The 13,169-nt window shown below is 42.9% G+C and carries 11 protein-coding genes; 9 read left to right on the top strand and 2 right to left on the bottom strand.

What is annotated here, in order from left to right; genetic code table 11:
* The first annotated feature begins 106 nt into the window (after window positions 1–106).
* Window positions 107–2,884, top strand: coding sequence for a hypothetical protein (locus AC04Q4_RS04210; RefSeq protein WP_476388552.1), 2,778 nt, complete (start codon window positions 107–109; stop codon window positions 2,882–2,884).
* 99 nt (window positions 2,885–2,983) lie between these two features.
* On the opposite strand, the gene AC04Q4_RS04205 is transcribed toward AC04Q4_RS04210, so the two are convergent.
* Complete coding sequence (locus AC04Q4_RS04205) at window positions 2,984–3,715, bottom strand: ABC transporter permease (RefSeq protein ID WP_173737785.1); 732 nt, start codon at window positions 3,713–3,715, stop codon at window positions 2,984–2,986.
* 51 nt (window positions 3,716–3,766) lie between these two features.
* Window positions 3,767–4,609 carry an ABC transporter ATP-binding protein gene (locus AC04Q4_RS04200; RefSeq protein WP_173755794.1) on the bottom strand — a complete coding sequence of 281 codons (843 nt, stop codon included), beginning with the start codon at window positions 4,607–4,609 and terminating at the stop codon, window positions 3,767–3,769.
* A 159-nt stretch (window positions 4,610–4,768) separates the two neighbouring features.
* Between AC04Q4_RS04200 and AC04Q4_RS04195 the strand changes: the two genes are divergently transcribed.
* From AC04Q4_RS04195 to AC04Q4_RS04160, 8 genes are all read left to right on the top strand, one after another.
* Window positions 4,769–5,296, top strand: coding sequence for a hypothetical protein (locus tag AC04Q4_RS04195; protein ID WP_330594802.1), 528 nt, complete (start codon window positions 4,769–4,771; stop codon window positions 5,294–5,296).
* A 110-nt stretch (window positions 5,297–5,406) separates the two neighbouring features.
* Complete coding sequence (locus AC04Q4_RS04190; protein WP_173737787.1) at window positions 5,407–6,297, top strand: M14 family zinc carboxypeptidase; 891 nt, start codon at window positions 5,407–5,409, stop codon at window positions 6,295–6,297.
* 477 nt (window positions 6,298–6,774) lie between these two features.
* The gene (locus AC04Q4_RS04185; RefSeq protein WP_476388551.1) at window positions 6,775–7,245 is read left to right on the top strand and encodes a signal peptidase I; all 471 of its coding nucleotides are present in this window, start codon (window positions 6,775–6,777) and stop codon (window positions 7,243–7,245) included.
* 17 nt (window positions 7,246–7,262) lie between these two features.
* A complete protein-coding gene (locus AC04Q4_RS04180) occupies window positions 7,263–7,910 on the top strand; it encodes a TasA family protein (RefSeq protein ID WP_173737789.1) in 648 nt (215 codons plus the stop codon).
* 32 nt (window positions 7,911–7,942) lie between these two features.
* Complete coding sequence (locus tag AC04Q4_RS04175; protein WP_173737790.1) at window positions 7,943–8,545, top strand: hypothetical protein; 603 nt, start codon at window positions 7,943–7,945, stop codon at window positions 8,543–8,545.
* Window positions 8,529–9,773: a hypothetical protein gene (locus AC04Q4_RS04170; RefSeq protein ID WP_173737791.1), complete on the top strand. Its 1,245-nt coding sequence runs from the start codon at window positions 8,529–8,531 to the stop codon at window positions 9,771–9,773. Before AC04Q4_RS04175 ends, AC04Q4_RS04170 begins: the two co-directional genes overlap by 17 nt.
* Entirely contained in the window at window positions 9,770–11,338 is a 1,569-nt protein-coding gene (locus AC04Q4_RS04165; RefSeq protein ID WP_476388550.1) for a thioester domain-containing protein, read from the top strand. Before AC04Q4_RS04170 ends, AC04Q4_RS04165 begins: the two co-directional genes overlap by 4 nt.
* On the top strand, window positions 11,244–13,067 hold the full coding sequence (locus AC04Q4_RS04160; RefSeq protein WP_476388549.1) for a SpaA isopeptide-forming pilin-related protein: 1,824 nt from the start codon (window positions 11,244–11,246) through the stop codon (window positions 13,065–13,067). The genes AC04Q4_RS04165 and AC04Q4_RS04160 overlap by 95 nt, the downstream gene beginning before the upstream one ends.
* The last annotated feature ends 102 nt before the right edge of the window (window positions 13,068–13,169 follow it).

Raw genomic sequence — 13,169 nt, 5'->3', positions numbered from 1 at the left:
GGTGGAGCGGATTTTTGTGTCCGCTTTACTTTTTTTCAGCGCTGTGCTATACTTTTTTTAATTATTGATTTAGACAGACTAACTCATAACAGGAGGACATATAAAAATGAAAAAAAAGCAACTTTTTGCAGTCCTGCTTGCCGGTTCCATGACAGTTGGAATGGCACCTTCCGCAGCTTTTGCTGCGGAAGATACAGGAGCTGGGTCAGTAGCCGCAGAGGCACAGGTCACAGACGATAATACAGATGCTGAAGATACTGCAGATAATACGGACGACACTGCCGCAGCGGAAGCAGAGGCACAGGCTGCAGCAGAAGCGCAGGCAGAGGCAGAAGCACAGGCCGCGGCGGAAGCAGAGGCACAGAAACAGGCAGAAGCTCAGGCTGCTGCAGAAGCGCAGGCGGAGGCAGAAGCAGAGGCCCAGAAACAGGCAGAAGCACAGGCCGCAGCAGAAGCCGCTGCGAAAGAAGCAGCAGAAAAAGGAACGATCGTTACTAAAGAGGCAGAACTTCGTGCAGCGATTGAAGCTGCGACGGCTGTTGACACTTCTACAACTGCAGTTACAGAGGCAGAGCCGGTCAAAATCGTGATCAAAGGAATAATCGAGCTTACAGGTGCCGTAACGATCCCGGCGAATAAGAGTATTGCTATCTTAGGAGCAGACACTCAGGCTTCTATTAAACGTGCAGACAGCTTCAAGGGCAATCTTTTTGAAGTAAGTGCCGGCAGTGCACTTTATATGGCTAAGAAGGATGCCACTGAGACAGATGCAACAGTAGGAACACTGACTGTAGACGGATCTGTTAAGGATGGTTCAGCAGCAGAGGGTTCTCTGGTCCATGTTGCAGCAGGAGCGAATTTTTCCCTGACAACAGGCGTAACTCTTGCCAATAACAATACAACTGCAAAAGGAGCTGCTATCTTCAATGAAGGCGGAAGCGTTCTGATCACAGGTGGTACGATCACCGGTAATAAATGTGACAACGGAGCTGTATACAGTACAGGTACAATTTCTGTGAAGAAAGGTGAAGGAGCAACAGATTCAGAGCCGAGCATCACAGGTAATACCAAAGCAGACGGTACAACTCCAGCCAATATCATTCTTTCAGGCGAAGGAAAGATCGAAGTGAAGGGAGAGATCACAGATCAGGCAAAGATCGGATTTTCTGTGGAGAGTCCGGCAGCAGATCTTGCAGTGATCACCAAGGCTGATGATCTGACAGATACAGATGTATTTGCCGCAGCCCTTAAGAATCTTGCATCCCAGTATGAGGGGGATACAACGAAATTTACAGTAGATGCAGCTACAGGTAAGCTGGCAGCAGCAGAGGTAACGAAACCTGTAGTATCTATTGAGAGCTCAGAATGGAAGAGTGGAACAACTGCAACAGCAGTGATCACATCTGATAAGGATGGACAGCTGTATTATAAATGGGTTGCAGAAGGAGCAGAAGCACCAACATTTGATACATCCAAGGATGGTGAAGCTGTTAAGGCCGGTGAGAAACATTCGATCAAGCTTGAGAATCTTACAGGAAAAAAAGTTATCCTCTATGTACAGGTTAAAGACAGTGAGGGTAATCTCAGCGAAGTGAAGAATACTCCTGTTATCTTGTCAGAAACTCCTAAACAGGCTCCGAAGATCACAAAAGCAGCCTTCTCCAAATGGAACAGTATTTCAGAGGCAGTAGTTACGATCACTTCTGACAAGGCTGGCCATTACTATTATAAATCAGTAAAACATGGAACAAAAGTTACATCCATTGATACAAGCGGAAAAGGTACAGCGATCAGTGCAAATAATGCGACATCTATTAAGCTCAGCAAGCTTGATACCAAGACCAGCTATGATGTGTATGTATGTGTTAAGGACAGTGATGGTCTTGTCAGTGATTTGAAGAAGATTGAACTGAATCAGAGCAAACGTCCGACTCCTAAACCGACACAGGCTGTCAGCATCGATGTTAAGTGGACGGGATTTCAGTGGACTGCACACGATTCTGCATCTGTAACACTTCGTACAAATGTTACAGGTACATGCTACTACACATGGGTAGAGCGTGGATCTGACGGAACATCCGATACTCCGAAGAAAGATGCGATTACTAATAAACAGGCAGTAAGTAAAGATAAGAATTTTACTATTTATCTGAGTGATCTGAACACAGATAATGGTATTGATCTGTATTTCTATATTAAATCAAGCAAAGGTGCGGAAAGCGGCATCAAGAAAGTAAGATTTGATCAGAGCAAACGTCCGGCTAAAGGTGATGATAACCATAAACCAGTAACTCCGAAGGTAAATGAGAGTATATTAAAAGGTCTGAACAGTGCTATGGAATTCTATCCGAATACATTCTACGATTTCCAGGTAATCGGAGCCGGAACAACTAATACCAATCCAGGAGAGGGCGATGTAAAATGGGAGCCACTCTACTGGAGTACATCTGCAAATCCGAAAGATGATCAGAAGCACAGTACCTGGAAGATTGGATCCACAAAAGGAATTAGTAAACAGGGTACATACAATCTGTACGTATTCTTCCAGAAATGGGTTTATACAAATGGTCAGTGGTCAGTGACAGATACTGTCGAGTCAGCAGTATATCAGTTCAGCTCTGTAGCGATCACGATCACACCGTCTGGTACAGGTACTCCGGGATCATCCAACGGAAATGCAGATGGCCAGACAGGTTCTGATCCGGATGCAACTGTAGCAGGAGCAGCATCTGCAACATCCTCCAACGGCGGCGATGGAACTACATCCAAGAATGCTGTTTCCACAGCGGATAATTCACCGATCGGAACTATGTCTGCCCTTGCAGTTGCCTCTATCCTTGCAGGAGGATATGTAATCGTGAGAAGAAGAAAAAAAGACATCTGATCACAGAACAAGTAAGATAACATAAAAAAACACCGGTTATTCCTGATTGAAAAGGAGTAACCGGTGTTTTTTAAGTTATGAAAAAAAAGTACTGAGATTTTAAAGATTCTTTTTCTTATAAATAAACCAGGATGCAGCCACACTGAATGCAACCAGATAAGCGGTCAGTATTAAAATACTGATATAATTTACAGCTCCGCTGGAAGCAATGGTGCGGATCAGGTGACTGGTCTGTGAAAGCGGAAGTGCAGCTACAAAATTTCCAAGAAATCCTGGAATTTTTTCTGTTGAGAAGAAAGTGTTGCACAGAAATGCCATTGGCATAATAATATAATTGGAAAAACGCGGAACATCCGCATGGTTTTTGGCAAGGAAAGAAACCACAACACCAATGGCTGAAAAAACAGCACCATTAAGAAACATTACCAGAAACGACCAACCGTTAAAAACAAGTCCTGTTTCAATCGGCATGGTCAGGAGAAGGATGATTCCTCCTGCATAAAGTCCCCGGAGACTTCCTCCAATGATCTGGCCTGCAATAAACTGCCACAGAGGAGTGGGGGAGATCATAACCTGGTCAAAAGCCTTTTCATAAAGACGCTGCACATTTAAGTTCTGTGCAATGGCGTTAAAACTTCCGTTCATGGTTGTCAGTGAAACCACGCCAGGGATCAGAAAGTTCAGATAAGGTTCTCCGTGGGAAGAAGTCTGGATTCCCATTCCGAAAACAATCAGATACATCAGTGGCGCGATCATGGCTGCCAGCGTGATCTTATAGAAATCCCGTCGAAATTCCACCCATTTTTCCCATAAAATAGTAAGTATTCCCATGATAATTCATCGTCCATTCTTATTAAATTGTATATTTATGCAGTAATCAGATCAACGCTGCATAAGATGTCTTCCGGCCCGTTCCACAAAAACATCCTCAAGCGTTGTCTCACGCAATGTGCACTGTCCGTCCAGAGAGGACAAAAAAGCAATCGCTTCCGGCCGGCTGTGGAAGTAGTGACTCTTTGCACCTTCCGGCGTCTCCTGGTCTACAGTATATTTACCAAGTCTTTCAATCAGGCCTGCAGGAGTGTTGATTTCCTCCAGTTTTCCGTGATCCATAAGTGCCACCCGGTTACAGAGAGACTGTGCCTCTTCCATGTAATGGGTTGTCAGAAGGATGGTAAGGTTCTTGCCGTTAAGCTGGCGGAGAAGATTCCACATCTGTCGTCTGGAAAGAGCATCCATACCTGCTGTAGGCTCATCCAGAAGCAGGATCTCCGGGCTGGTAAGAAGGGCACGGCATACCATTAGTTTACGTTTCATACCGCCGGAAAGCTTGCGCACTGTTCTCTTCCGGAACGGAAGAAGTCCGCAGAAATCAAGAAGCTCTTCAGTTTTTGCCTTGATCTCTTTGCGGGGCATAAAGTAAAGACGTCCCTGGTATTCCATGATCTCATCCATGTTCATATCCTGACGCATGGAATATTCCTGTGTAATCACGCTGATCTTGCGTTTCAGATCCGGTCGGTTGCGTCCAAGTGTCTGTCCGTCAATAAGGATCTGACCTTCTGTAGGCAGGAGCAGAGTGGAAAGCAGACTGATCGTGGTGGTTTTTCCGGCACCATTAGGACCGAGAAGACCAAAAAATTCGCCGGTTTCAATGCGAAGATCCAGAGAATCCACAGCAGTAAAATCGTCGAATTTTTTTGTGAGATTTTTAGTTTCGATCATCTCTGTTCATTTCCTTTCTTTTGTATGCAAATTTCTTTTTATTATACTGGATAGCGACCGATAATTCAACAGAGAATCCACTTCTTTACAGAAAACAGGTGGTGTGCTATAGTGATATCATATGTGCAAAACAAATATGAAGAGATGGAGAGCAGTACAATGAAACAAATGATGCGAACGATGGTTATATTTCTTCTGGCTATGATGCTGTTATGCCCGGTTCAGGTTCTGGCAGCAGGTGAAGGCCTGGAGACAGATATGGAGGATGGCGAATATTCCATTCAGGTGGATCTGGAAGGCGGCAGCGGCAAGGCCAGCGTCACGTCACCCGCACTCATGATCGTAAAAGATGGCAGGATGTACGCACAGCTGCAGTGGAGTAGTTCCAACTACGATTATATGATCGTAAATGAAGAAAAGATCCTCAATGAGAGTGAAGAAGGCAGGAATTCGGTTTTTACAGTGCCGGTCACAGTAATGGATGACAAGATGGAAGTGATTGCGGATACGCTGGCAATGGGCGCGCCTCATGAAATCAATTATACGCTGACTTTTTATGAGGATTCCATTGGCTCAAAGGGACAGCTTCCGCAGGAAGCAGCTAAGAGAGTGGTAGCAGTGGCTTTGGCGATTATTGTTGGCGGTGGAATTTTAAATTATTTTGTGAACAAAAGGAATCGGTGTTAACAGCCGGTTCTTTTTTTCTGCTTTCAGGCATACATAAATAATAGCAGCAGATGCAGTAGGTGCAGTAAAATATCTGCAGTGAATTAAGGGACAAGAACGGAGGCAGAAAAATGGAAACAGCACAGGATAAAGCTTATGAGGCTTTGTACTATTCACTTTGGGAACTGGCACAAAGATACAGTGAGTTTACTCAGTTTCGGGTAATCGGAAAAAGCCATGACGAAAGATTGATCCCCATGCTCGAGATCGGTCATGGAGAATCCTGCATTTTCTGTGTGGGAGGATTTTCGGGTACGGATGGAAAAATGTCGGACATGCTTGCACTGGCAGCTGCAGAATACTGCAAAACATATGAATGTAAATGGTCACTGCAGGAACTTTACGAGGTACATAAGCTTCTTGACAAGACAAGACTTTGCATTATTCCATCAGCAAATCCGGATGGTTACGAAATTTTTCGCAGGGGATACAATGCAGTGCGTAATCCTATCTTTCGCCAGATGCTGAAAATGCAGGATGTTCCCTGTGATGAGTTTGTGTGTAATGCAAGAGGGATGGATCCTGCTTTGAATTTTCCTACCAGCTGCTGTACCAGAAAAAAGATCCATCAGCAGCCTGCAAGTGAGAATGAGACAAAGGCACTGATCCGCATTTTTCAGGAATATGGAGGAAGAGGTCTGCTTGTATTTTGCAGCTATGGGAAAAAAGTAATCTACTACCGACAGGATCAGGGATTTGCCAACAATCAGAGATGCTACCGCCTGGCAAGGCATCTTAAAAAATGCTCAGACGGAAGGCTGGAGCGGCTCTCGGCAGGATGTGAAACTCATATGCGGAACCGGAGTACAGGAAGGCCGGAGCAGTATTATGGAGAAGTGATACGTCAGCCGGCCTTTCGGATCGAACTTCCGCTGGGCGAAAATACGAAGGAGGCAGAGAAAAAGGTCCTCCGGGAGTTAATGCTTCTTCCTCTGGAATATATCTATTCGCTGATACAGTAAAAGAATGGCCTGTGCAGATGCTATTTTGGGTTATTAAGCATCTGTGACAGGTTATTTTGACATTGTATCTGAATTATGAAAATTAACGGCATAAACAGATTTTTGCAGTGATAGATGAGTCGAATCTTGTCGGACGAATTTCGTTGACTTATTTAACTGCTGGATTTATAATAACATCATCTGAAACAGATCTTTATATTTATTCTATTTCGTCTTTGACAGACGGACGTTTTCAGGAACGATTCCGTTCCATTTGAATCCTGGAATTTTTATATTTTAACAGAAAACAGATATTGACATATTTATGCAATGAAATAACAGGTTTCTGCTAAGAAACAGGGGATTTTCGCTTGAGTTGATATCTATGGAGGGCAGTTTATGTACCGTTGCGTGTGGAGCAGGTCTCCGCCAGAAATTCTTTTTTGTTTGCTCATGCAGTACTCCTAATAGAATGGATTTATAGAATTAAGAAAAGAAATGAAATTGTTTTTTCGATATGCTTTTAACACAGTTCTGGCTTTGACTTTTGTGACTGCGATGGTACTCCTCCTTCCGGGGCTTTTTGGCATCCGGCCATATGTAGTCTACTCCGGATCCATGGAACCAGGGATCCGGACCGGAGCTGTGGTATTTACAAAGGAGGGAAGTTTTTCTCCGAAAAAAGGAGACATTATCACATTTCGTATTGACGATACAGTTGTCACACACAGAGTTACGGAGAACCGAAACGGTATCTGTACAACAAAAGGCGACGCCAATAAAACAGCAGATCCAGTATCTGTAAAGGAGTCGCAGATCATCGGGCGGGTAGTCTTCAGCCTGCCTTATCTGGGCTATGTGATTCATTTTTTACGTACCCGGATTCCATTTACCGTCGTTGTCATTGCGGCGTGTCTGGCCGTGATCGCAGATCTGGCTTATACCCCAAATAAAAAAATAATAGAATAGCAGGGAGGAATTAAATTATGATGAAAAACAGAAAAATGGTAAAAGGAATTGCGCTTGCGGCTATGGTCGCAGCTCTGGCGGCAGGAGGAACTGCAGCCTACCTTACAGATTTTGAATCCGCTACCAACAGTTTTACAGTAGGAAAAGTAGATATTGAACTGGATGAGCCGAACTGGAAACCAGATGAAAATACCAAGCTGGTACCAACACAGGTGATCAAGAAAGACCCGTTTGTGAAAAATCTTGGCGTCAATGATGCGTTTGTTTATCTGGAAGTATCGGTTCCTGTGCGAAATGTGATTACCGCAGCTTTAGATGGAACCAGAAATGCCCTGGCAAAAACAGAAGTTTTCAGCTACACGAAGAATAAAGAATGGACACAGATGGAGCGGAAAGAGATTGGACAGAATATGGTCTATACTTATGTTTATAACAGCATTCTGAAGCCGGGAGAAAAGACGGCCACATTATTTAATACAGTAACTTTTGCCAATATCATTGAAGGACAGCTGGATACGCAGCAGCTTGATATGCCGGTAAGAGCTTATGCGATTCAGTCCACCAATACAGGAGATGACAAGACAACTGTTCTGGAGCAGGCAACAGCAGCATACCAGAAGTATGTAAATCAGAATAAAGGGCTGTCCAGCGGTGTCACAAAATGACATTTTAGGCTTTCAGGAAGCGGGGAATGTAAATGAAAGAAAAATTATTAAAAGTACCTATATTCTTTCTTTTTGTTACAGGAGTTCTCTGCGCTTTGAGAACAGCCGCGTATTTTTCAGATTACGATGACAAGATGAATACAGCGGCAGTGGGATCTGTGATCACGGAGATTGATGAAGATTTCCCGGATCCCACTCCCACCCCTATGGGTGATAACCCTTCGTACAAAAAGGAAATCTGGACGGGGAATTTCTCCGGAAATGAGAAAGGTTTCAATGCAGATTGTTATGTACGTATGTCTCTTTCCTATTCAGATGATGATATTGGAAGAGGTGTAGAACTTCTGGGAGTTGATAAGGTAAACTGGGTCTATAATCCGGGAGACGGGTATTATTATTACAGGAACATAGTGGCAGAGGGAGAAACTACAACGCCATTATGTACAGGATTTCGTATCAATTCTGAAAAAATAGATGACACATATAAGGACAGTCTTTTTGATTTTGAAATCAATGTTTATGAGGAAGCTGTTCATGCGGAAGGATTTTCTGATTTTGAAAGTGCATGGAGCTATTTTAAAAACCCGGTATCTGTACAGACAGAGAGGAGGGGAACTGTTGAAAAAAGCTCTTAAAGTTTTGCTGGCAGGAATCCTGGCGGCAGGAAGTCTTGCCGTGTGTGCGGCTGCTTACGGAAGTTTTTCGGATTCTGTAACTGTAACCAATCATATTTCCACAGGAGACATTAACATAGCTCTGAAAGAACTGGAGAAAAAAGACGGCCGTGAAATGGCTTATCAGGATAGAAAGATCATTTTACCTGGAGATGAAATTTCCAAGATTCCAAGAATCACCAACAAGTCAGAGCCATGCTGGGTAAGGGTTAAGATTACTTATACAGATGAACTGGAAGGTCTGAAAGGTCTTGATGATGCCAGTCTTCAGGGAATGTCTTCACGATGGATGAAAAGAGGCGAATATTTTTATTATAATAAATGTCTGAAGCAGGGAGAAAGTGTCGACATTTTTACAGGTGTGAGTATTCCGAAAGAATGGACAGATGTCTATGAGAAGAAAGGGCTTGGAATCACCATTGTGGCAGATGCGATACAGGCGGCGAATTTTGCTCCTGATTTCAGTGCTATGACTCCCTGGGGAAATCAGAAGATCCAGAGATGTGTCCATGATACCAACGGACTTGTTGTAAAGAAAAAGAGTCCGGTGAAGCTGAAAGTGGAATTTGAAGGGAAAGCACATAAACTGATTGCAGCTCCGGATGATTTTTTCTCGGGCTTTTCAGCTGCTATGCCTGGAGATATTTTCAGAGATTCCGTGGAAATCCGAAACACTACAAAGAACAGTGCAGAGATCTTTTTCCGTACATCACCGGAATGTAAATCAGTGAAGGATCAGGAATTTCTGAAGAAATTGAAACTGGAGATTTCCATGGATGGAAAGAAACTGTATACAGGAGATATTCTTGCAGCATCTTTGAATAAAGCTGTTTCACTGGGAAAATTTGACAGTGGAAAAAGTGGACAGATGAATTTTCAGATTACAGTTCCGGCAGAGCTTGATAATACTTATGCACTGCGGGAGGGAGATGTGAAATGGATCTTTTCTGTAGAAGATGATCAGCAGAAGCAGCTGACGGAAACTCCCGGACTTCGACGGCCTGGCGGAAGCGGAACACCAGGAAAAGAAACGGGCAGAATTTATAATAATGAAACTGCTAACTCTACAGGAAAAACAAAACCTGTAAAAACAGGAGACGATACAGAAATCTGGCTGTTTCTGTTTATGGGCGGAGCAGCACTTCTGGCAGGTGTTCTGGCAATCCGGAAAGGAGGGAAAAGAACATGAAAAGAAGAATTGCAGGAATATTGATGGCACTGACTGTTTTTGTTTCCTCCGTTGCTGTCTCGGCCGGCCCGGAAGGAGAACTGACTTATGCATATGGAACTGAGTCTGTATCAGAAAGTGATTTTCATAAGCAAACCGATGATTCGGAGGTGATTTCCCGGGAAGAAATAAAGCTGGATGAAGCGTCTTCAGATATGTCAGAAGAAATTCCAGATATTTCTCAGGATAAAGAGGAATCTTCAGATGAAGAAAATGAAAATCAGGAGGAGCCTATATCTGAAAGCAGCGATTCTGATAGCTCTTCAGAAGAAAATCTATTACAGGAAAGTGATCAGCTGCTGGAAGAAGCGGAAGTATCAGAAGAACCGGGATTCACTGTTTTTTCAGAAGAGAATGCAGATCTTCTGAAAGGTGAAAGTGAGGAAGATAAGGAGCTGATACAGGAAATCGAAGATGGGCAGGTACTTGCATTTTCACCGGCGATTTCGGATGAAGCAGAGCAGAATGATATTGCAGAAGGTTTTTCCGCATCTGAGAATGATATTGCAGTGACAGCATTAAAGCCTGGAGAATATTATGTGGAAAGTGGAGCCAGAGCCTATTGTGATGAGGTCTGGACAGAGGCCAATGACTTTGTGGCAGGAAATCATACACGTATGGCAAGTACTTTCCGTCTCGTGCATTATATTGATGATGCAGGTACAGAGAGGACCTCTCCATTGTATTGTCTGAAAGCAACCAAGACAGGTGTTGACAATGTGAATCTCAAGGAAGAAGCGGTTAAAGTGCTGAAAAATGCTACAATCCAGAAACTGCTGTATTTTGGTCATGGCGGCCCGGGAGATCTGGGAACGAGCTACGATCCTTCCTGCAGTCATATTAACTGGTCCAGATGGCAGAACCGATATATGTTTACACATATTGCTTTGTCCAAAGTTTATTCCGGTGACAAAGGGTATGCAACAGAAGCAGAGGTGGAACATGTAGGAATCAACAAACTGATCACCAAAGTCAAGGCAATGACTATTCCGGCAAGAAATAAAGCTTCTGTATCTGTGTATGGAGACAACGGATGGACAGCAGCAGGAGGACAGACAGTTCCCATGTCTGTGTTCAGATTCAGAGATTCCAGTCATTCTTATGTACCGGACAGTATGAAAGATGGTTTCCAGCTCAGTGCACTTATGAAAGTTACAGATGCGGCAAAAACCGGAAATGGAATTATAGTAACCAGGGCATCCACAGAAAAATGGCAGCTGGCATATTGGGACAGCGGGGCAGAATATAATGCTGATAAAACAAATCCGACAATGATGAAAGGGACAAGGCTGAAATTAAAAGAGGGAGCTTACTTTCTTTTTATTTTTCCGCTGAATACTACTGCATCAAAAAAATTCCAGTATAAGATGATGCTTGCAGCCGGTTTCCTATCTTCTGGTAGATGGAAAAACTCAGACTGGAAAAGACGGAATGCAGGATTTTGGTGCATATGTATATCAGGGAACAAGAGGTCTTGTGACATTCACATTAAAGCCAGCAGCTTATGGAAGCATAAAGCTCACTAAAACAGAGGTTAATACAGCAGCTAAAATCGAAGGCGCGCAGTATTCGCTTTATGCAGCTGAAATTATAAAATCCGGTTATCGGACTAAATATCAAAAAGATCAGAAAATAACATCGGCCACTACTGACAGCAACGGTGTGATCACATTCACGAAGCTGGCTCCTGGAAAATATTATATAAAAGAAACGAAAGCTCCGGCAGGATATCTTCTTAGTGCTGCTGTAAAAAATGTTACTGTCACTGGAGGAAAAACAGCAACAGCAAGTGTGAAAGATGAAATGGATATTCATGGAACCGTTTCCATTACAAAGAAAGACGGTGACACAAAAGATCTGCTTGCAGGAGCACAGTTTACGCTTTATGAGTGGAGCAAAACAGGAAAAAGCTACAAAAAAACCGGAAAGCTCCTGAAATATGACAGCCAGAAACGAATCTATACTTCAGATGTATTTTATTACAGTGAAGATAATCAGGGTAAATTCAGAGTAAAAGAAACAAAAGCTCCGGCAGGTTATACAGGAACCTGGCAGAAAGATATCAGACTTACAGAGCCTGGTACAAATAAAAAGTTCTCTTTTGAAGTTTTGAATTACCAGACGAATAAACGAAAAATAGAGATCGTAAAGACAGATGCAGACAGCGGTGACATTCTGGAAAATGCAGAATTTACGCTTTATGAATACAGTGCTGCACTGAAAGGCTATAAAACGGAAGGCGTGCTGCTGAAGTATGACAGAGAAAATCAGCTTTATACCAGTGAAGAGCTTCTGAAAACTGCAGATAACAAAGGCAGGTTCCGTGTTGTGGAAACAAAAAATCCGCCGGGATATGAGGGAACATGGGAAAAAGAGGCAGATATCACAGACGAAGATGCAAGTCTCTTCTACGAAGTTACCAATACGTCCATCTCAAATTATACAGGAACGATCCGGCTTCGAAAGTCAGATATCTATACAGGAGAATTACTGGAAGGCGCAGAGTTCACAGTTTATCAGTGGAATGCTGCAAATAATTCTTATGAGGATGATCTGGAAGAAAAAAGTATTCTGAAATACAACAGTGATACAAAAGAATACTGTTCTGATGATCTGCCTGTTACAGAAGAAAACCAGGGCAAATTCCGCATTGTTGAAACTGAGAATCCGGAAAATTATACAGGAATTTATGAAAAAGAGATCGTATTTGAAAAGAAAGAAAATACTTTTTCTGATGAGATCGTGCTGAATGCAGAGAATACACCGGACACGCTCCCTCTTGGGACGATCACTATTATAAAAAAGATCCGGGAAGAGGACATTACCTGGGCACACGGTAATCCTTCATTTTTCTTTGTTGCAGAAGGAAAAGATCTTACAGGTGCATCGCACAAATATGAAGATTATGTAACATTTGTTCCGGACAGCTATGAAATGGATGATAACGGGTATGCAACGCTGGCTGTTACATTGGCTCATGTTCCTCTTGGACAGTATGAGATCTGGGAGAAACCGGTACTTCGATATTATCTGAAAGATGCTTATGCCAATACAGAAAATGTTAGTATTACAAAAGGCATTTCCCCATCCTATGGAGCAGATCCCAAACAAGTTGCAAAAGGTACAGCAGTGCTTACAGCTGAAAACGGAGATGCTTCCATCACATTTGTAAATGAAAAATCAAGATATGATGGATATTCTCATAACGATTGTATAAAAAATACAATTCCGCTGCTGTTTCCTGAAAAAGAGTAGTAAAAGGGCAAAAGGGCAGAATGCAGAAGGGCTTCTGCCTTTATGTCATAGCTACATATAGGAATAACAGAGCAGGATTCTGTTTTTTGGTAATATTTCCAC

The sequence above is a fragment of the Blautia sp. HA8986 genome (assembly GCF_056504635.1).
Note: the sequence above shows the minus strand (reverse complement) of the source record. Positions and strands in the feature narration are given on the sequence as shown.